21 protein-coding genes are annotated in these 17,466 nt (G+C 75.9%); 11 read left to right on the forward strand and 10 right to left on the reverse strand.

Annotated elements, in window-relative coordinates:
* Together J2S46_RS09795 and J2S46_RS09800 are read left to right on the forward strand one after the other, a co-directional pair.
* Window positions 1-420, forward strand: coding sequence for a TOBE domain-containing protein (locus tag J2S46_RS09795; protein ID WP_191293066.1), 420 nt, complete (start codon window positions 1-3; stop codon window positions 418-420).
* Window positions 421-607: 187 nt separating this feature from the next.
* Entirely contained in the window at window positions 608-1,063 is a 456-nt protein-coding gene (locus tag J2S46_RS09800) for an SSI family serine proteinase inhibitor (protein WP_191293065.1), read from the forward strand.
* 55 nt (window positions 1,064-1,118) lie between these two features.
* Here J2S46_RS09800 and J2S46_RS09805 read toward each other — a convergent pair whose 3' ends face one another.
* Entirely contained in the window at window positions 1,119-1,613 is a 495-nt protein-coding gene (locus J2S46_RS09805) for a molybdopterin-dependent oxidoreductase (protein ID WP_191293064.1), read from the reverse strand.
* Window positions 1,614-2,005: 392 nt separating this feature from the next.
* Between J2S46_RS09805 and J2S46_RS09810 the strand changes: the two genes are divergently transcribed.
* Both J2S46_RS09810 and J2S46_RS09815 read left to right on the forward strand, forming a co-directional pair.
* The gene (locus J2S46_RS09810; protein ID WP_191293063.1) at window positions 2,006-3,511 is read left to right on the forward strand and encodes a PucR family transcriptional regulator; all 1,506 of its coding nucleotides are present in this window, start codon (window positions 2,006-2,008) and stop codon (window positions 3,509-3,511) included.
* Between the two features lie 66 nt (window positions 3,512-3,577).
* Complete coding sequence (locus J2S46_RS09815) at window positions 3,578-4,753, forward strand: saccharopine dehydrogenase family protein (RefSeq protein WP_191293062.1); 1,176 nt, start codon at window positions 3,578-3,580, stop codon at window positions 4,751-4,753.
* Between the two features lie 67 nt (window positions 4,754-4,820).
* On the opposite strand, the gene J2S46_RS09820 is transcribed toward J2S46_RS09815, so the two are convergent.
* Both J2S46_RS09820 and J2S46_RS09825 read right to left on the reverse strand, forming a co-directional pair.
* Window positions 4,821-5,471 (reverse strand): lysophospholipid acyltransferase family protein, encoded by a 651-nt coding sequence (locus J2S46_RS09820; RefSeq protein ID WP_191293061.1) that lies wholly within the window; start codon window positions 5,469-5,471, stop codon window positions 4,821-4,823.
* A gap of 183 nt (window positions 5,472-5,654) precedes the next feature.
* Window positions 5,655-6,122, reverse strand: a complete 468-nt coding sequence (locus J2S46_RS09825; RefSeq protein WP_191293060.1) for a MarR family winged helix-turn-helix transcriptional regulator — start codon at window positions 6,120-6,122, stop codon at window positions 5,655-5,657.
* A 128-nt stretch (window positions 6,123-6,250) separates the two neighbouring features.
* Here J2S46_RS09825 and J2S46_RS09830 point away from each other — a divergent pair, with 128 nt between their 5' ends.
* Window positions 6,251-7,033, forward strand: coding sequence for a dioxygenase family protein (locus J2S46_RS09830; RefSeq protein WP_191293059.1), 783 nt, complete (start codon window positions 6,251-6,253; stop codon window positions 7,031-7,033).
* Between the two features lie 252 nt (window positions 7,034-7,285).
* On the opposite strand, the gene J2S46_RS09835 is transcribed toward J2S46_RS09830, so the two are convergent.
* The 3 genes from J2S46_RS09835 to J2S46_RS09845 form a co-directional block, all read right to left on the reverse strand.
* A complete protein-coding gene (locus J2S46_RS09835; RefSeq protein ID WP_191293058.1) occupies window positions 7,286-7,657 on the reverse strand; it encodes a VOC family protein in 372 nt (123 codons plus the stop codon).
* 81 nt (window positions 7,658-7,738) lie between these two features.
* The gene (locus J2S46_RS09840; protein WP_191293057.1) at window positions 7,739-8,329 is read right to left on the reverse strand and encodes a GNAT family N-acetyltransferase; all 591 of its coding nucleotides are present in this window, start codon (window positions 8,327-8,329) and stop codon (window positions 7,739-7,741) included.
* A gap of 6 nt (window positions 8,330-8,335) precedes the next feature.
* Window positions 8,336-8,809 (reverse strand): group II truncated hemoglobin, encoded by a 474-nt coding sequence (locus J2S46_RS09845; RefSeq protein ID WP_191293056.1) that lies wholly within the window; start codon window positions 8,807-8,809, stop codon window positions 8,336-8,338.
* 280 nt (window positions 8,810-9,089) lie between these two features.
* On the opposite strand from J2S46_RS09845, the gene J2S46_RS09850 reads away from it, so the two are divergent.
* The 3 genes from J2S46_RS09850 to J2S46_RS09860 are packed head-to-tail and all read left to right on the forward strand — an operon-like array spanning window position 9,090 to window position 11,972.
* On the forward strand, window positions 9,090-9,923 hold the full coding sequence (locus tag J2S46_RS09850; protein ID WP_191293055.1) for an SDR family NAD(P)-dependent oxidoreductase: 834 nt from the start codon (window positions 9,090-9,092) through the stop codon (window positions 9,921-9,923).
* 20 nt (window positions 9,924-9,943) lie between these two features.
* Window positions 9,944-10,384 carry a MerR family transcriptional regulator gene (locus J2S46_RS09855; protein ID WP_191293054.1) on the forward strand — a complete coding sequence of 147 codons (441 nt, stop codon included), beginning with the start codon at window positions 9,944-9,946 and terminating at the stop codon, window positions 10,382-10,384.
* Between the two features lie 55 nt (window positions 10,385-10,439).
* Window positions 10,440-11,972, forward strand: a complete 1,533-nt coding sequence (locus J2S46_RS09860; RefSeq protein WP_191293053.1) for an AMP-binding protein — start codon at window positions 10,440-10,442, stop codon at window positions 11,970-11,972.
* Here J2S46_RS09860 and J2S46_RS09865 read toward each other — a convergent pair.
* A complete protein-coding gene (locus J2S46_RS09865; RefSeq protein WP_191293052.1) occupies window positions 11,965-12,894 on the reverse strand; it encodes a helix-turn-helix transcriptional regulator in 930 nt (309 codons plus the stop codon). The genes J2S46_RS09860 and J2S46_RS09865 overlap by 8 nt on opposite strands.
* Before the next feature lie 282 nt (window positions 12,895-13,176).
* Between J2S46_RS09865 and J2S46_RS09870 the strand changes: the two genes are divergently transcribed.
* On the forward strand, window positions 13,177-13,989 hold the full coding sequence (locus tag J2S46_RS09870) for a TIGR03084 family metal-binding protein (RefSeq protein ID WP_191293051.1): 813 nt from the start codon (window positions 13,177-13,179) through the stop codon (window positions 13,987-13,989).
* Window positions 13,990-14,074: 85 nt separating this feature from the next.
* Entirely contained in the window at window positions 14,075-14,557 is a 483-nt protein-coding gene (locus tag J2S46_RS09875) for a hypothetical protein (RefSeq protein WP_191293050.1), read from the forward strand.
* Window positions 14,558-14,621: 64 nt separating this feature from the next.
* Here the strand turns inward: J2S46_RS09875 and J2S46_RS09880 are convergent, their stop codons facing one another.
* The gene (locus tag J2S46_RS09880; RefSeq protein WP_191293049.1) at window positions 14,622-15,173 is read right to left on the reverse strand and encodes a hypothetical protein; all 552 of its coding nucleotides are present in this window, start codon (window positions 15,171-15,173) and stop codon (window positions 14,622-14,624) included.
* Between the two features lie 78 nt (window positions 15,174-15,251).
* Window positions 15,252-15,857 (reverse strand): TetR/AcrR family transcriptional regulator, encoded by a 606-nt coding sequence (locus J2S46_RS09885; RefSeq protein ID WP_191293048.1) that lies wholly within the window; start codon window positions 15,855-15,857, stop codon window positions 15,252-15,254.
* A 90-nt stretch (window positions 15,858-15,947) separates the two neighbouring features.
* On the opposite strand from J2S46_RS09885, the gene J2S46_RS09890 reads away from it, so the two are divergent.
* On the forward strand, window positions 15,948-17,072 hold the full coding sequence (locus tag J2S46_RS09890; RefSeq protein ID WP_191293047.1) for an FAD-dependent monooxygenase: 1,125 nt from the start codon (window positions 15,948-15,950) through the stop codon (window positions 17,070-17,072).
* 83 nt (window positions 17,073-17,155) lie between these two features.
* Here the strand turns inward: J2S46_RS09890 and J2S46_RS09895 are convergent, their stop codons facing one another.
* Complete coding sequence (locus J2S46_RS09895) at window positions 17,156-17,461, reverse strand: ribosomal protein L7/L12 (protein ID WP_229913193.1); 306 nt, start codon at window positions 17,459-17,461, stop codon at window positions 17,156-17,158.
* Between the last annotated feature and the right edge of the window lie 5 nt (window positions 17,462-17,466).

Below are 17,466 nucleotides of genomic sequence, written 5' to 3' on the forward strand. Positions count from 1 at the left end.
ATGAGCCTGAGCATCCGCAACCAGCTCCCCGGCACCGTGACCGCGATCGCCACCGGCGAGGTGATGGCCACCGTCAAGGTACGGCTGGGCTCCGGCCAGGAGGTCACGGCCGCCATCACGCTGGACTCCGTGAAGGACCTCGGCCTCGTCGAGGGCAGCCAGGTCCGCACCCTGGTGAAGTCCACCGAGGTGTCGCTGGCCACCGGCCCGGTGACCGGGCTGAGCATCCGCAACCAGATCCCGGGCACCGTGGTCGAGGTGGCGACCGGCGGCGCGATGGCCGGGGTGAAGGTGGCCGTGGACGGCGGCGAGCTGACCGCGGCGATCACCGCCGACGCGGTGTCGGACCTGGGCCTCGCGGCCGGCACCCCGGTGGTCGCGCTGATCAAGTCGACCGAGGTGTCGCTCGCGACCGTCTGACACCGGACCGCTCGGCGGCGTCGGCCGGCGGCGCGTCGGCGCGGGACGTGGCAGGTCCGGACGTGGCAGGCCCGGACGTAGCGGGTCAGGACGTGGCAGGTCAGGGCGGGACAGGACGGCGCCGCGCCACGCCCTCGTCCGGGTGAGATGCCGGGGCGGCCGGGCCGCGGGCGGTAGCTGTTGACACATGATCAGCTCCTTCCGGTGGCGCGCGGCGGCGGCCACCGCCGTGTTCGCCGCCACCTTCAGCACCTTCGCCCACGCCGTCACGGCCCAGCCGGCCCCGCTCCCGGAGGGCGTCACCGGGGACCGGCTCACGGTCACGGTCTCCGACGGCGACGGGCCCGCCTCCGGCGGTACCCACGAGCTCCTCTGCCACCCTGCCGGCGGTGACCACCCGGCCGTGCAGGAGGCCTGCGACCGGCTCGACTCGCTCACCGTCTGGGGACGGGACCTCTTCACGCCCGTGGCGCCGGACGCCGTCTGCACCCTGCAGTACGGCGGCCCGGCCACCGCGCGGGTGACCGGTCACTGGGCCGGCCGGCCCGTGGACGCCCGCTTCTCGCGCCGCGACGGCTGCGAGATCGCCCGCTGGGACTCCTTCGTCCCGCTGCTGCCGGGTGACGACCCCGCCGGGGCGTGAGGAGCCGGCCGGGCGAGCCTGGAACGGGGGCGGCACAGGCCCGGGGCGGCCGGGTTCAGCCGCGGGCGGCGCCGGCCGGCTCCGCGTCGGCGGGCCCGCCGACGGGCTCCGGGGCGGGGACCGGCCCCAGCCAGACGGCCGTGACGCCGCTGACGTAGCGGGCGCCGCAGTGGTCGGCCGGAACGACCAGCTGCGGGCCGCTCTCGTCCAGCGGGGCGCCGTCCATACTGGTGGCGAGCAGGATCCGCTGGCCGCCGAAGTCGGGGTCGATCTCGGCCCAGGAGACCACCGCGCGGTGGCCGTCCGCGCCGGTGACGGCCAGCAGGAACGTCAGCCGGGGCTTGCGCGCGGCGAGGTCCACCCTGGGCCCGGCGGCGCACAGCACGTCCCAGAGGGTGGGCCCCTCGTACCCGTGGCGCTGCTCGCCCTCCGTGCGGCAGTCGAAGGTGACCTCGACCCGGTGCGACGGCAGGTCGCGGAGCCGGCCGACCGTCAACTCGGCGGGCCGGTCCAGGTGGCCGTGCAGCCGGACGGTGGCTGGGTGTCTCATACGGCATGCTCCTCCCGGCCCGCGGGGTGCGGCCCTGGAGGGTGGTACCCGAGGAGGCCGTCGCCCATTCGCACATGCGGCCGTGGAATCATTCCACCAGCCGTAACAGCAAGGCGTAGCACCTGATTGCCCTCGCAATTGCGGAAGCTCTCCGGGCCGCGGGACCGGGCCGCGCACTCCCCCCGGCGTCGCCCGCCGGGGCCGCCCCCACCGATTCGAGCACGAGCGCAATGTGAGGGACGACCGGATCCGAGCGCCGTCCGAGGGCGCCCCTCCTGGAGGATCGACCAAGGCGGATTCCGGTTCCCCGCCTTGCATTTACGATGCCTGTGCGCACTTCGCGCTTGCACTTGCAAGGCGGAGTCGGGCGCGGAGCACAAGGAGCGAAGAGCATGATCGTCGGAGACCTGCTGCACCTGGACGACCTGGACATCCGGTTGGCCTGGGGCACGCCCGAACTCCTCGCCCGCCGGATCACCGGCGTGACCTCCACCGACCTCCAGGACCCGGCCCGGTACCTGCAGCCCGGCGAGCTGGTACTGACCGGCCTGGTCTGGTGGCAGCCCGAGGACGGCTCGGCGGCCCTGCGCTTCGCCACCGCCCTGCGCAGCGCCCGGGTCGCCGCCCTGATGGCCGGCGAGGGCACCCACGGCGCCGTGCCCGCGGGCCTCGCCGAGGCCTGCCGCACCCACGGCATCCCGGTGCTCGCCGTCCCGGCCGGCACCAGCTTCCGCGCCGTGACCGACCGGGTCTACCTGCGGCTCTGGGGCGGGCTGCAGGCCGGCGTGCGGGACGCGGCCGCGATCCCCGAGGCCGCCCGCCGGGAGCTGGTCGGCCTGATCGACTCCGGTGGGCAGGCCGCCGACGTGCTGGCGCACGCGGTCAACCGGCTCGGCGTGCCCGAGTGCTCGGTGAGCACCACCGGCGGTCGGGTCATCGCCGAACCGCCCGCGGTGGCCGCCGCGGCGCCGGCCGACCGGGCCACCGGCAGCGGCACCGGCTCCGCGCTGCCGGTCGGCCCCCAGGAGAACTCCCCCTTCGACGGCTGGCTGCTGCACGGCGGCCCGGCGGCCCAAGGCGCGGCCACCCCGATGCTGCGCGGCCTGGCCGACCTGCTCGCCCCGCTCGCCACCGGGGCCCACGCCGAGGCCGCCGCCCGGCGCCGGGCGGCCGGGCGACTGCTCGGCCTGCTGGCCGCGGACGGCCCGGCCGACCTCGGCGAGGCACTGGCCGCCTGCGCCCTGCCCGCCGAGGGCCCGCTGGTCACCGTGGCCGCCCGGATCGACGGCGGCCCGGACGACTGGGCGGCGTACGCCCTCGCGGAGGCGCTGCACCCGCTGGGCGTCCCGTTCGCCGCCGGCACCGACCCCGCCGGCCGGACCGCCGCGCTGGTCGCCGCGCCCGCCGCCCGGGTGGCCGAGCGGCTGCGGCGGGCCCGGCCGGCCCTGCAGACCCGGCTGACCGGCCGGCGCACCTTGCGCGCCGGGGTCGGGCCGGCCTCCCCGGCGGTCGCCGGGCCGCTGCGCGCCGCCCTGGTCCAGGCCCGCTACGTGCTGGCCGGGGCCGCCGGGCCGATCGGCAGCACCGCCGAGCTGGACTCGCTGGCCGGCCTGCTGCGCGGGATACCGCCCGAGGTGACGGCGGCCTTCCACACCCGGCTGCTCGCCCCGCTGGCCGCGCACGACCGGGAGAACGCCGTCTCGCTGGTCGGCACCCTCACGGTCTTCCTCGACCACGACGGCTCCTGGGCCCGGACGGCCGAGTCGCTGCACATCCACGTCAACACCGTGCACTACCGGATCCGCCGGATCGAGGAACTGACCGGCCGCAACCTGGCCAGGCTGCAGGACCGCCTGGACCTGCGGGCCGCGCTGCTCTGCGCACCGGCCGGGCGCTGAACCAGGGGGCACGGCGCCCGGTTCGGGCTCTGGACGACCCTGATTACCGATGAGTAAGGTTCCGGCATGCCTACCGGCCGCAGCTACGACATCGTCCTGTTCGGCGCCACCGGGTTCACCGGTGAGCTCACCGCCGAGTACCTCGCGCGGCACGCGCCCGCCGGCACCCGCTGGGCGCTGGCCGGGCGCAGCCCCGCGAAGCTCGCCGCCGTCCGCGACCGGCTGGCCGCCGTCGACCCCGCCCTCGCCGGGCTGGACCTGCTGACGGCGGACGCCGCCGACCCGGCCGCGCTGCGGACGGTCGCCGAGGCGGCCCGGGTGGTGATCAGCACGGTCGGACCGTACCTGCGGCACGGGGACCCGCTGGTCGGCGCCTGCGCCGCGGCCGGCACGGACTACCTGGACCTCAGCGGCGAGCCGGAGTTCGTCGACCGCAGCTACCTGCGGCACCACGCCACGGCGGTGGCCAGCGGCGCGCGCCTGGTGCACTGCTGCGGCTTCGACTCCGTCCCCTACGACCTGGGGGTCCGGTTCACCGTCGAGCAGCTGCCGCAGGGCGTTCCGGTCACCGTGCAGGGGTTCGTGAGCGCGTCCGCGACCTTCTCCGGCGGCACCTTCCACTCGGCGCTCACCGTGCTCTCCCGGCTGCGCCAGGGCGCGCGGGCGGCCGGGGAGCGCCACCGGGCGGAGCCCGGACCGTCCGGCCGCCGGGTGCGCGGGGTGGCCGGCCTGCCCCGGCGGGAGCGGCGGATCGGCGCCTGGGCGCTGCCCGCCCCCACCATCGACCCGCAGATCGTGCTGCGCTCCGCCCGCGCCCTGGAGCGCTACGGCCCGGACTTCCGCTACGGCCACCACCTGGCGGTCCGCCGGCTGCCGGCCGCGGCCGGGCTGGTGGCCGGGGCGGGCGCCCTGCTGGTGCTGGCCCAGGTCCGGCCCGTCCGGGAGTGGCTGCTGGGCCGCCGGCGGCCGGGCGAGGGGCCGTCCGCCGAGAAGCGGGCGAAGTCCTGGTTCCGGGTGGTCTTCCTCGGCGAGGGCGGCGGGCGGCGGGTGGTCACCGAGGTGTCGGGCGGCGACCCGGGGTACGGCGAGACGGCGAAGATGCTCGCGGAGGCGGCGCTCTGCCTGGCGTTCGACCGGCTCCCGGACACCGCCGGCCAGGTCACCACGGCCGTCGCGATGGGTGAGGCGCTGACCGGGCGACTGGTCGCGGCGGGCATCGGCTTCAAGGTCCTGGAGAGCTGACCGGGGCCGTCACCGGGTGCGTGGCGGCAGGGCGCGGGCGCCCCCCCGGCGGCCGGTCCGACGGCGGTCAGCCCCGGCGGTCGGCCAGGTGGCCGGCCGCCGTCCGCCAGGCGGCGGTCACGGCCGCGTGGGCCCGGGCGGTGGCGGCCTCCACGTCGCCGCCGAGCACCAGCGGCGCCCCCACGTGGACGTGCACGCCGGGGCGGCGCAGCGGTGCGGTGAACAGGCCCGCGACCTGCTTCGCCGTGGACCCGGAGCTGATCCGCCGCGCGCCGGCCTGCCCGAGCGGGACGACCGGCGCGCCGTCGGCGGCGAGCCGGGCCAGGCCGGTGCGGAACGGGCCGGGCGCGCTGTCGGCGGCGTCCACCCGGCGCGGGAGCCGGCCCTCGGCGTAGATGACGACCACCCGGCCGGCGGCCAGCGCGGCGGCGGCAGCCTCCAGCGCCTGGGCGGCCCGCTCGGTGCCGCGGTGCACGGGTATGTGGCCCTCGCGGACCAGTGCCCCGCCGAGCACCGGGATCCGCCACAGCCCGGCGGTGGCCAGCACGACGGGTTCGACGCCGAGCCGGCGGACGGCGGCGAGCACCACACCGGGGTCGACCAGCGAAGAATGGTTGGGCGCGACGATGCTGCCCGGGGCCAGGACGGCGGCCTCGTCCGTGGTCACGGTGAACCGGCCGAGGGCCGGGACGACGGCGCGGGCGACGGCGCTCAGCATGGGTGGTCCTCGGGGTCGGGATCGGGTGCGTCGCGGCCGGGGCGGCCGCCGCCCGCCCATTGTGGCGGTGGCTCGGCCCCGCGGGCCTGAGTCCGGGTACTCAGCGCGCTACTCACCCTGACCGGTCCCGTGCCCCGGGCGGCGGCGCGGCGGCGTCCGCGCAGGGGGAAGCGGGCCGGACGGTCAGGCGCGCTCGTCCGCCCGCAGGCGCCGGCTGACCTCGCCGAGGCCGTCGGCGAGGACGGTCAGCTGTTCCCGGCTGAGGACGTCGATGAGCAGCTCGCGCACCATCGCGAGGTGGCCGGGCGCCGCGTTGCGGACGGCCTCCCGGCCCTGCTCGGTGAGGTCGGCGAAGATGCCGCGTACGTCGCTGGGGCAGGAGCGGCGGCTCACCAGCCCGGCCTTCTCCAGCTGGGTGACCTGGTAGGTGAGGCCGCTCTTGGAGGTGATCAGCCGGTCCGCCAGCTCGGTCATCCGCAGGGACCCCTCGGGGGCGGCGGAGAGGTGGACCAGGATCTCGTACTGGGTGTGGGAGAGCCCTGAGTCGTCCTTGAGCTGCCGCTCCAGGCGCCGGTTGAGGAGGTTGCTGGCGGCCACGAAGCCCCGCCAAGCGGCCATCTCGTCCTGGTCCAGCCAGCGGGGTTCGTCCATGGGGGAATCGTACTCCCGTTGTTCGAATTCGAACCAAGGTGTACTCTTCACGTGTCGAGGTTCAAATTTGAACTACCCTGTGGCGAAGCACCCCGAACCACCGGCGGAACCACCCGAGGAAGGCCCCGATGAGCACCGCAGCCCCCGAGCGCATGCCCGCCCTCTACCTCTCGCACGGCGCGCCGCCGCTCGCCGACGACCCGATCTGGCCGGGGCAGCTCGCCGCCTGGTCCGCCGGGCTGCCGCGCCCCAAGGCCATCCTGATGATCTCCGCCCACTGGGAGGAGGCCCCGCTCGCCCTCGGCGCCACCACCACCGTGCCGCTGGTCTACGACTTCTGGGGCTTCCCCGAGCACTACTATCGGGTGCAGTACGGCGCCCCGGGAGCGCCCGAACTCGCCGAGAGCGTGCGCAAGCTGCTGCGCGCCCCCGGCACACCTGTGCAGGACATTCCCGACCGCGGGCTCGACCACGGCGCGTACGTCCCGCTGGTGGAGATGTTCCCCGAGGCCGACATCCCCGTCCTGCAGGTCTCGATGCCGACGCTCGACCCGCAGCGGCTGCTGGAGATCGGCCGCCGGCTCGCCCCGCTGCGCGACGAGGGCGTGCTGATCGTCGGCAGCGGCTTCTTCACCCACAACCTGCGCGCCATCAGCCCCGACGGCACGGTGCCGTCCGTGATGGCCGAGTTCGACGACTGGGGCCGGCGCGCCCTGGAGGCCCGTGACCTCGACGCCCTGCTCGACTTCGAGCGCAAGGCCCCGGCCGGGCGCCTCGCACACCCCCGCACCGAGCACTTCGCGCCGCTCTTCGTGACGCTGGGCGCCGGGGAGGCCGACCTCGCCACCCAGCGCAGCGTGATCGACGGCTTCTGGATGGGCCTCGCCAAGCGCTCCGTCCAGCTCGGCTGAAGACCCCGGGCGCGCCTCACCCGCCGCTCCCCGCCCAGTCCCCCGCCGCACTGTTGCGGCGGGGGCCGGCGGGCGACCCGGTCCAGGTCCTGCTCCGGTCGACCGGGCGGGCCGAACTCGACGGCCGCCCCCGGCTCACTTCGTGGAGCCGGCAGGCGGCCGTCGGCCGGACGGATTCCCCGACCGAGGATCAACACCGGGCCCGACGAGTCCGGCCGACGCTCCGCCGGGGCCGGCCGGGATCAGCCGGGATCAGCCCCGCTCGGCCGCGCTGCGCTCGACGCAGAACTCGTTGCCCTCCGGGTCGGCCAGGGTCGCCCAGCCCAGGCCGTCCTCCCGCCGGTGGTCCGAGACCAGGACGGCGCCGAGGGCCAGCAGCCGCTCGACCTCCTCGTCACGGGTGCGGTCCTGCGGCTGGATGTCCAGATGGACCCGGTTCTTGACCGTCTTGGTGTCGGGCACGGTGACGAAGAGCAGCACCGCGCCCTCGGAGGCCACCAGGGCCTCGGGATCGCCGGGCTTGTCGTCCTCGTGCACCGAGGCACCCAGCACCTCCGCCCAGAAACTGCCGAGCCGGTAGGCGTCGGCGCAGTCGAAGGTCACGTGTCGCACAAGGGAAGCCATGATCCCCACTATCCCCCGGCCGGGCCCGGCTGCCCATCGATTTTCCGGACCTTCACCGACCCCGGCCGCTCCGTCCCGGGATCACCACCGGACCGGTACGCCGGCGGCCCAGCGCAGGTGCAGGTGACCGTCCCTGGGGAACGGCGGCACCACGGGCAGCACCCGCTCGAAGCCGTAGCCGGCCTTCTCGGCAACCCGGCAGGACGCGGTGTTGTCCACCTGGTGCATCAGCTCCAGGTACGCCAGCCCCTGGCCGGCGAAGGTCTCGAAGGCCCAGTCGGTCAGCACCTGCAGGGCCCTCGGGGCGACGCCCCGGCCACGGGCGTGCGCGGCCGTCCAGTACCCGACCTCGCCGGCGGGGCCCGCCGGTTCGGGGCGCTTCAGGACCACGTTGCCGGCCACCCGCCCGCCGCCCGGCGCCTCCTCCTCCACGACGGCGAAGCTCAGCCGGTCGCCGCGCTCCCAGCCCGCCCGCTGGACCTCCATCCAGCGGGCGGCCGCCCCGGCGTCCGGCACCCCCAGCCTGGTCCAGGCGCGGAGCACCGGATCGCGGTACGCCTCCACCAGCGCGTCCGCGTCCGCACCCGTCCACCTGCGGAGCAGCAGCGGCGGCCCGGACCCGGCGGCCCCCGCCCGGAGCACGACCTGCCCGGCGATCCCCCCTGTGGTCATCGCCGTTCAGCTCCCGCCCTGCAGACCGTCCCAGCCCCAGCGCGGCGTGGGCCCGGGGTCGCCCAGGTCCTCGCCGACCGGTGCGGCCGAGACGTCGCGGGCGATCCTGGTGCCCCAGTCGAAGTACTCCAGCACCCGGCGGCGCAGCAGTTCGTCGTCCGGGAGCTCCTTGCGCACCGCGACGGTCATCAGCTCCATCCAGCGGACCCGCTGCTCCTCGGTGATGGCCAGGCCCAGGTGGGATCTCAACAGCGCCTGATGGCCGCCGAGCCGGTCGGTGAAGTCGGCCGGTCCGCCGAAGATCTCGGCCAGCCAGACGGCGACGTGCTCGATGTGCGTGCGGGTGAAGTCGGCGAAGACGGGGGCGAGCAGCGGGTCGGCCAGCACGCCGTCGTAGAAGGTGTTGCTCAGGCGCCGGAGCGCCTCCAGCCCGCCGACGGCGTCGTACAGGCTCTCGCTCGGGTTCTGCTCCCCGGTCATCGGACCCTCCCAAGGTCGGTGTCACCCCAGGATGCCCGGCCGCCGGCTTCGCGCCGGGCATGTTCGCGGTCGGCTCACCGAGTGGAAGGCGGTGATCCTCTTCGGGCGCTCCGGCCCTCCCGCGCCGCCGTGGCCGGGCGGCCGCCGTCGCACCGGCCTGGGCGGGCGGCTTGACCTTGTCACCGGCGGCAGGCGCCGCCGTGGCCGGGCGGCCGCCGTCGCACCGGCCTGGGCGGGCGGCTTGACCTTGTCACCGGCGGCAGGGTTCCAAGCTGCTGCCATGACTACCGGCAACCGGCCCCCGGCCCCTTCCGCACCGCCCGTCGACACCTCCGCCCCCCTTGAGGAGCCAGGCTCCCCGCCCGCCGCGACCGCGTCGCGCGTCGCCGTGGTCACCGGCGCCGGCAGCGGGATCGGCCGGGCCACCGCACAGGCCTTCGCCGCCCAGGGCGTACGCGTCCTCGCGGTCGGGCGCCGGCCCGGCCCGCTGGCGGGGACCGCGGCGGCGGCGCCGGACCGCATCCACCCCTTCGCGGCGGACGTCACCGGCGCCGGCGCACCCGAGGAGATCGTCCGGGCCGCCCTGGACCGGTTCGGGCGCCTGGACGTCCTGGTGAACAACGCCGGCATCGTCCGCGGCGGCGGACTGGGCTCCTACACAAAGGAGTTGATCGACGAGCAGGTGGCCACCAACCTCACCGCCCCCGTCCTGCTGACCCAGGCCGCGCTGCCCGCGCTGGTGTCGGCGGGCGGGGTGGTGGTGAACGTCACCACCTCGGTCGGCCAGCGCGGCTGGCCGGGCAACGCGGTGTACCCGGCCACCAAGTCGGCCCTCGAACTGCTCACCCGCAGCTGGGCGGTGGAGCTGGCGCCGCGCGGCGTCCGGGTGGTCGCGGTGGCGCCGGGGGCGATCGCCACGCCCATCGCGGACCACTCCGGGTTCGGCCCGGAGCAGCAGGCGGCGCTCCGGCGCCGGCAGCTGGCCCACACCCCGCTCGGCCGGATCGGCCGGCCCGTCGAGGTGGCCTGGGCGATCACCCGACTCTCCTCCCCCCAGGCGTCGTTCGTCACCGGAGTAGTCTTGCCGGTGGACGGCGGAGCCGTCGTGTCCTGACGGGAAAGGAGTGCGGGCGCGTGCTGATCGGCGAACTCGCGCTGGCCACCGGCGCCTCGCCCCGCGCCCTGCGGCACTACGAGCAGGCCGGGCTGATCAGCTCGGAGCGGGCCCACAACGGCTACCGGGTGTACGGGGAGCGGACCGCCGTCCGGGTCGGCAACATCCGGCGCCTGCTCGCCGCCGGGCTCACCCTGGACGACGTCCGGGCCTTCCTGCCCTGCCTGGACGGTGACGTGACGGCCGGGCCACCGTCCGCCGGGGCCCTGCGGATCGCCCGGGAGCGGCTGGCCGTTCTCGAACGGCGGATCGCCGCCCGGAGCGAGGTCCGCGACCGGCTGGCGGCCGCCCTGGACGAGGTCGGTGCGGGCCTCGCGCCCGCAGCGGCGCCCTCCGCGCCGGAGCGGAACAGGCCGGCACCGGCGGCCGGCACGGCGGCGACGGCGCGACCGTCCGGGTGACGACACCCCCGTTCGGGGGTGTGCAGCGGGCAGGGCCGGTAGCAGAGTGAAGGGTATGCAGACTCCACTCACCGTGATGGACTTCCTCGACCGGGCCGAGCTGGTCTACGGCGACCGGGTCGGGATCGTCGACGAGCCGCTGCAGCCGGCCCCGTCCTGGGGCGAGCTCAGCTACCGCAGAGTCGCCGAACTCGCCCGCGCACAGGCCGCCGGACTCGACCGCCTGGGCGTCGGCCCGGGCGAGCGGGTCGCGATCGTCTCGCACAACTCGGCGCGCCTGATGACCTCGATGTTCGGTGTCAGCGGCCACGGCCGGGTGCTGGTACCGGTCAACTTCCGGCTCCGCGCGGACGAGGTCTCCTACATCGTCGAGCAGAGCGGCGCCTCCGTCCTGCTGGTCGACCCCGAACTCGCCGAACCGCTGGCGGGCGTGAAGGCCCGGCACACCTTCGTGATCGGGGCGGAGAGCGACGCCCTGCTGTACGACTTCGACAACGCGCCGAACCGGTACGAGATCGCCGAGTCCGACACCGCCACCATCAACTACACCAGCGGAACCACCGCCCGGCCCAAGGGCGTCCAGCTCACCCATCGCAACATCTGGCTCAACTCCGTGCTGATGGGCCTGCATTTCGGCGCCGGCGACCGCGACGTCTACCTGCACACGCTGCCGATGTTCCACGCCAACGGCTGGGGCCTGCCGTTCGCGCTGACCGGGCTGGGCGCGCAGCACATCGTGCTCCGCAAGGTGGACGGCGCGGAGATCCTGCGCCGGGTGGAGCGGCACGGGGTGACCTTCCTGTGCGGCGCTCCCGCCGTGATCGCCATGGTGCTGGAGGCCGCCGCCGCATGGGACGGCCCGGTGCCCGGCCGTGACCGGGTGCGGATCATCGTGGCGGGGGCGCCGCCGCCCACCTCGGTGGTGCAGCGCATCGAGTCCGAACTCGGCTGGGAGTTCATGCAGATCTACGGACTCACCGAGACCTCCCCGCTGGCCACGGTCAACCGGGGCCGCGCCGAGTGGGACGGACTGCCCGCCGTCGAACGGGCCGAGAAGCTGGTCCAGGCCGGCGCCCCGGCGCTCGGCGGCCAGGTGCGGGTGGACGCCCAGGGCGAGGTGCTGATCCGCTCGAACACCGTGCTGGAGGGCTACTGGGAGCAGCCGGCCGAGACCGCCGAGGCGCTGAAGGACGGCTGGTTCCACACCGGCGACGGCGGCACCATGGCGGACGGCTACCTCACCATCTCCGACCGCAAGAAGGACGTCATCATCACCGGCGGGGAGAACGTCTCCTCGATCGAGGTCGAGGACTGCCTCTACGACCACCCGGCCGTCGCCGAGGTCGCGGTGATCGGCGTGCCGGACGAGAAGTGGGGCGAGACGGTCAAGGCCCTGGTGGTGCTCAAGCCGGGCGGGGCCACCGACGAGGCGGAGCTCATCGCGCACTGCAAGCAGCGGCTGGCCGGCTACAAGTCGCCCACCTCGGTGGAGTTCCGGGAGGCGCTGGCCCGGACCACCACCGGCAAGCTGCAGAAGTTCCGCCTGCGCGAGCCCTACTGGGAGGGGCGCGAGCGGGGGGTCAACTGACCCCGCCCGTCGGGCCGCTCCCACCGGGCGGCGCGGCGTCTCGGCCCAGCAGGCCGGACTCCCGCGCCGCCAGGGCGAGTTCCACCCGGTTGCGGACGCCCAGCTTGTGCATCGCGCCCTTCAGGTAACCCGTGACGGTGTTGCAGGTCAGCCCCAGCTCGGCGGCGATCTCCGGATTGGTCCGGCCGGTCGCCGCCCAGCGGAGCACCTCGTGCTCGCGCCGGGTCAGCCCGGTGGGCGGCCGCCGGTCGGCCGCCGGGTGCCCGGCCGGCGGCCGGTGCGGCGCCGGGCCGCCCGGCCCGCCGGACCGCGGACGTGGCCGGGCGGCGGACTGCCGGGCTGCCGGCCCGGTCCAGGCGGCGGCCCCGGCCAGCGCGCGGGTGGCGGTGGCGGCGAGTTCGGCGACCGCCCCGATCCGCACGTCGCCGAACGGGACGACGGCGCGCAACGCCGCGTACACCACGCAGTGCACCGCGCCGTCGTGGAGCAGCGGCACGGTCAGCATGGCGTACAGGTCCTCGGCGTCGACGGCGGCGTCGTGCTCGTGGGAGATGGTGGTGGCGGCCCGGTAGTCGGGCACCCAGGTGGGCGCGCGTTCGGCCAGAGCCCGGCCGCCGAGGCCGGTCCCGCTGGGGACGACCAGGTCGTGCAGCAGGCCGGCCCGGGTGCCGGACCAATGCCGCAGCACCATCCCGGCCGGGCCGCCGGCGGGCTCCGGAGCCGTCGCGGTGGCCGCGGTCGCCGCCCCCGGCGCCGGGCCGCCCCGGGGCCGGTCGGGGACCCCGACGAGGCCGACGTCCACACCGCAGTCCGCCACCACCCGCCGGGCGAGATCGGCCAGCACCGCCGATCTGACCAGCTCCGCGGCCCGGGCGTCGAGGCCGTCGGCCGCCCGGGCGGGGGTGTCCGCAGCCCTTGTCATCGCGCGATTCTCACACGCGCCGGGACGGCTGGCGAGACCTGTGCAGGGCCTGTTCCAGGCTGCCGGGCGCGGCGCCGGACAGGCCCGGCCGTGGCGGTCGGCCCCGGTCGGCCCCGGTCGGTCCTGTTCATCGCCGGTCGTCCCCCGCCGTCCCTGGTCCCCGTCGGCCTCCCGCCGTAGTCTGCGGCCGTAGCCTGTGCCACAGACCCGCGGCCCCCGGCCCGCGGACGCCGCCGGGCCGGCGGGTCGACCGCCCCGGCCCGAGACCAAGGGGAGACGATCATGACGAGCCCGGAGGGCCTGCTGGCCGATCTGCGCGCGGAGAACGCCGAGCTGGACGCCCTGGTGGCCGCGCTCGACCCGGCCGACTGGGCCCGCCCGACCCCGGCCGAGGGGTGGACGATCGCCCATCAGATCGCCCACCTGGCCTGGACCGACGACTGGACGGTGCTCTCGGCCTGCGACCCGGAGGGCTTCTTCGGCGCGGTGGAACGGGCCTTCGTCCCCGGTACCGACCCGGTCGGCGAAGGCGCGGCGATCGGGGCGGCCGGGCCGCCCTCCGGGCTCCTCTCCCGCTGGCGGGCCGGCCGGGAGGAGGTGCTGGCGGTGCTGGCCTCGGCGCCGGGCGACGTCCGGCTGCCCTGGTTCGGGCCGCCGATGAAGCCCGCCTCGATGGCCACCGCCCGGCTGATGGAGACCTGGGCGCACGGACAGGACGTGGCCGACGCGCTCGGCGTGACCCGGGCGCCGACCGCCCGGCTGCGCCAGGTGGCCCATCTCGGCGTCCGGACCATGGGCTTCGCCTTCGTGCAGAACGGCCTGCCCGTGCCGCAGGAGCCGGTTCGGGTGGAGCTGACCGGCCCGGACGGGGAGGTGTGGACGTGGGGGCCCGAGGAGGCGGCGGACCGGATCACCGGGCCGGCCCTGGACTTCTGCCTGCTGGTCACCCAGCGGCGGCACCGGGACGATCTCGCCCTGACGGCCTCGGGCCCGACCGCGCGGGCCTGGCTGCCGATCGCCCAGGCCTTCGCCGGCCCGCCCGGAAAGGGCCGGAAGGCGGGCACCGCGGGCACCGCGGGCCCGTCCGCAAACTGACGGTACGTCCATATGACCGCCACAAAGCCAAACCACACCTTTCGGGGATGGCGGAGGTTCGCCGACGAATGATGTGATCCCTCCCATGCTCCCCACTCCGAGGTTCCGCACCGCCGTCGTCGGCGCCACCGCCCTGCTGGCCGCCGGCGGCGGCCTCGCCGCCGCCCCGGCCGGCGCCGCCACCCGCTCCCCCAGCGACACTCCGCCGATCAGCCAGGCCGTCCGGGCCGGTCCGGCCGAGACGCAGGTCAACACCTTCTTCGAGGAGTACCGGCTGGCGGTGCTCGGGGAGATCGACGACTCGCCCCGGGCGGTCCGGCAGAAGTACCTCGGCCCGGCCCTCAACCTGGCCCTGGACACCTGGGCGGCACGCAGCGGCGCGGATCCGGTGTTCCGCACCCGGAGCATCCCGACCGCCTGGTCGGTGCGGGAGGTCGGGGCCGTACCCGGTTACGCCTCGGTGCGCCTCGGCGAGAGCTGGGGCGACGGCACCACCCGTGAGGTGAGGTACACCGTCCGGATCGCCGACCGCCGGATCACCGGACTCGACGACGAACCCGCGCGCTGACGCGAGCCGCACCTGCGGCGCCTGTCCGGGAGCGCCCGCCCGGGAGCGCCGGAAGGCCGCGGCGTCACCGGGACGCGTCGAGGACTTCGCGCAGGCGGGCCGCGAACGCCCGGGGGTGGGTGGTGTTGCCGTTGTGGCCGCCGGGGAACTCCGCGACGCCCGTGCCCAGCAGTGCGGCCAGCTCCTCGGCGCACCGGTGGTTCCAGGCCTGGCCCGAGGTCCGCCCGGCGGCGGGCACGATCCGGACCCGGCGGGTGGCCGGGGCCGCGAGGTCGGCCGGGCACAGGGTGCTGTCGCGCAGCTCGGGGAGGTCGTTGGACAGGAAGAACTCGATGTTGGCGATCCGCTGCGCGGTGGCCGGCGGCGTCGTGGAACCGGGCTCGGCGTCCATCCCCGAGGGGTCGAGCGCGACGGCGGCGGCGATCTTCCGCATGGCGGGGGCCCAGCCCTCGGCGCGGTGGGTACGGACGATCCCGTCCAGGGTCCGGCGGATACCGGCCCGGGTCGCCGAGATCCGTACCGGGACGTCGACGCGGCGCTCGCGGCCGCCCTGGGCACCGACGACCGCGCGGACATCGAGGAGGTCACCACCGCCCTGGAGACGCTGGCTCGGCACCTGACCCCGGCCACGCTGTCCCGGCTGCGCGCCCAGCGGCCGCCCGGACGGCCGACCCGCCCCCGGCCCCGTCCGCCCTCAGATCCCGGGCCGCAGCCAGGGGGCGAGTGCGGCGTCGGTGGCCGCCCGGACGGCGGCATGCAGGTCGCCGGGGGCGGCGAGGTGCTCCGGGTCGTCGAGGAGGACCTGCAGGGCGCCGGTGACGGCGCCGACGAACGCGCCGGTGAGCGCCGCCGCCCGGACCAGGTCGATCCGGTCCGCGAAGGCCTCGGCCAGCCGGCGTGCGATCTCCTGCTGGGCGTCGAGCTGGATCTGCAGGGCCCGGCCGCGCACCGCCGGAACGGTGCGGATGAGGTCGAGGCGCAGGGCCGCCAGCGGGCCGACCAGGTCGTCACCGGTGTCCGGCACCGCGCTCAGAGCTCGGAGCAGCACCTCGGCCGGCCCCTCCCCGGGGGCGCGGGAGTCGATGGCCGCGATCACGGCCTGCACCCGGGTGTCGGACTCGGGGAAGAGCAGCTCCTCCTTGCTGGCGAAGTAGCTGAAGAACGTGCGGGTGCCGATCTCCGCCGCCGCCGCGATGTCCGCCACCGTGGTCCGGTCGTAGCCCTGTCGCCGGAAGAGCTCGGTCGCGGCGTCGACGAGGGCCTGACGGGTGCGGGCGCGCTTGCGGTCACGGAGGGACATCCGGACACCTTAGCGTGCGATGCAGGTTTGCACTCGCTGCATTTCTGCACTCATTGCAGAAATGCAGCGAGTGCACCTATGCTGGCGGGCATGACACCTCGGAGCGTCCTCGTCTCCGGGGCCGGCGTGGCCGGCCCCGCCCTCGCCTACTGGCTGGCCCGGCACGGGTTCCGTCCGACCGTCGTGGAGAAGGCCGCGAACCCGCGTTCCAGCGGGAACCCGGTCGACGTCCGCGGCGAGGCGCTGCCCGTGGTCGAGGCCATGGGCGTCCTGCCGCAGCTGCACGCCGCCGCCACCTCGGCCACCGCGATGCGCCTGCTGGACGCCTCCGGGCGTTCGATCGCCAGGCTGCCCCTGCCGGGGCACCGGGCGGGCGCCGAGCGGCGGGAGGTCGAGGTCCCGCGCGGCGACCTGGCCGCCGTCCTGCACGGAGCGGCCCGGAGCGAGGCCGAGTTCCTCTTCGGCGACAGCATCGCCGCGCTCCGGCAGGACGATCACGGGGTGGACGTCACCTTCGACCGGGCCGCGCCGCGCCGCTTCGACCTGGTGGTGGGCGCGGACGGACTGCACTCCCACGTGCGGCGCCTCGCATTCGGCCCCGAGCGCGAATTCGTGCGTCCCACCGGGATCCTGGTCGCCACCCTGCCGCTCGGGGAACCCGCGGACCATCCGCACGAGGTGCACATCCACAACGCCCCGGGCCGGCTGGTCTCCGTCCACCCCTCGCGGGGCTCCGCCCTGGCCGCCTTCATCTTCCGGCGGCCGGACATCACCACCTTCGACCACCACGACACCGGGCTGCACCGGCGGATCGTGACCGAGTCCCACGCCGGGCTCGGCTGGCGGGTGCCCGCGCTGCTCGACCGGGTGGCGAGCAGCGACGAGTTCTACTTCGACTCGGTCAGCACCGTCGACCTGCCCTCCTGGTCGCGGGGTCGCGTCACCCTGCTGGGCGACGCCGCCTCCTGCGTCTCCCTGCTCGGGGACGGCTCAAGCCTCGCCGTCGCGGGCGCCCACGCCCTGGCCGCGGCCCTCGCCGAGCACCCGGCCGACCCGGCCGCCGCGCTGGCCCGCTACGAGGCCGCCCACCGTGCCCGGGTGATCCCCAAACAGCGCGGCATCAAGCGCTCGGCCGCTCTGCTCGTCCCCGCCACCCGGCTCGGCCTCGGTGCCCGCAACCTCGCCGCCCGCCTCGGGCCGGCGGGCCGGTCCTGACGCCCCGTACACCCAGACGCGCCCCCGCAGTCACGGGCGCGGCGCGCCTGCAAGGATCACCCGGGTGCTAGGACCACCCGGGCTCAGCGCCACTGCGCCATCCGCTCGACGGCCTCCTTGGCCTCGCGGAGCTCGGCGCCGGTGATCTCCCGGTAGGCCTTGATCGCGTGGATCTTCTTGCCGTCCCGCAGCAGGGCCGCCACCTGCTGGAGGGCGGGCTCCGGGCCGGCGTCGGCGGGGTGGGCGCCCAGGTGATCGATGATCAGGCCGAGCCTGCGGTCCATGGCGGTGAGCCGGCGGTCCATCCGGCGGAGCCGGCTCTCCATGCCGGAGACCAGCAGCCCGAGGGCGACGACCAGGATGAGTACGACGATCAGGGCAGTGTCCACGGTCG

The sequence above is a fragment of the Kitasatospora herbaricolor genome, assembly GCF_030813695.1.
In the GTDB taxonomy this organism is placed as follows: Bacteria; Actinomycetota; Actinomycetes; order Streptomycetales; family Streptomycetaceae; genus Kitasatospora; species Kitasatospora herbaricolor.

Coding starts and splice junctions, on each gene's coding strand:
- J2S46_RS09795 (WP_191293066.1), top strand. CDS start 1: ATGAGCCTGAGCATCCGCAACCAGCTCCCCGGCACCGTGACCGCGATC.
- J2S46_RS09800 (WP_191293065.1), top strand. CDS start 608: ATGATCAGCTCCTTCCGGTGGCGCGCGGCGGCGGCCACCGCCGTGTTC.
- J2S46_RS09805 (WP_191293064.1), bottom strand. CDS start 1,613: ATGAGACACCCAGCCACCGTCCGGCTGCACGGCCACCTGGACCGGCCC.
- J2S46_RS09810 (WP_191293063.1), top strand. CDS start 2,006: ATGATCGTCGGAGACCTGCTGCACCTGGACGACCTGGACATCCGGTTG.
- J2S46_RS09815 (WP_191293062.1), top strand. CDS start 3,578: ATGCCTACCGGCCGCAGCTACGACATCGTCCTGTTCGGCGCCACCGGG.
- J2S46_RS09820 (WP_191293061.1), bottom strand. CDS start 5,471: ATGCTGAGCGCCGTCGCCCGCGCCGTCGTCCCGGCCCTCGGCCGGTTC.
- J2S46_RS09825 (WP_191293060.1), bottom strand. CDS start 6,122: ATGGACGAACCCCGCTGGCTGGACCAGGACGAGATGGCCGCTTGGCGG.
- J2S46_RS09830 (WP_191293059.1), top strand. CDS start 6,251: ATGAGCACCGCAGCCCCCGAGCGCATGCCCGCCCTCTACCTCTCGCAC.
- J2S46_RS09835 (WP_191293058.1), bottom strand. CDS start 7,657: ATGGCTTCCCTTGTGCGACACGTGACCTTCGACTGCGCCGACGCCTAC.
- J2S46_RS09840 (WP_191293057.1), bottom strand. CDS start 8,329: ATGACCACAGGGGGGATCGCCGGGCAGGTCGTGCTCCGGGCGGGGGCC.
- J2S46_RS09845 (WP_191293056.1), bottom strand. CDS start 8,809: ATGACCGGGGAGCAGAACCCGAGCGAGAGCCTGTACGACGCCGTCGGC.
- J2S46_RS09850 (WP_191293055.1), top strand. CDS start 9,090: ATGACTACCGGCAACCGGCCCCCGGCCCCTTCCGCACCGCCCGTCGAC.
- J2S46_RS09860 (WP_191293053.1), top strand. CDS start 10,440: ATGCAGACTCCACTCACCGTGATGGACTTCCTCGACCGGGCCGAGCTG.
- J2S46_RS09865 (WP_191293052.1), bottom strand. CDS start 12,894: ATGACAAGGGCTGCGGACACCCCCGCCCGGGCGGCCGACGGCCTCGAC.
- J2S46_RS09870 (WP_191293051.1), top strand. CDS start 13,177: ATGACGAGCCCGGAGGGCCTGCTGGCCGATCTGCGCGCGGAGAACGCC.
- J2S46_RS09875 (WP_191293050.1), top strand. CDS start 14,075: ATGCTCCCCACTCCGAGGTTCCGCACCGCCGTCGTCGGCGCCACCGCC.
- J2S46_RS09885 (WP_191293048.1), bottom strand. CDS start 15,857: ATGTCCCTCCGTGACCGCAAGCGCGCCCGCACCCGTCAGGCCCTCGTC.
- J2S46_RS09890 (WP_191293047.1), top strand. CDS start 15,948: ATGACACCTCGGAGCGTCCTCGTCTCCGGGGCCGGCGTGGCCGGCCCC.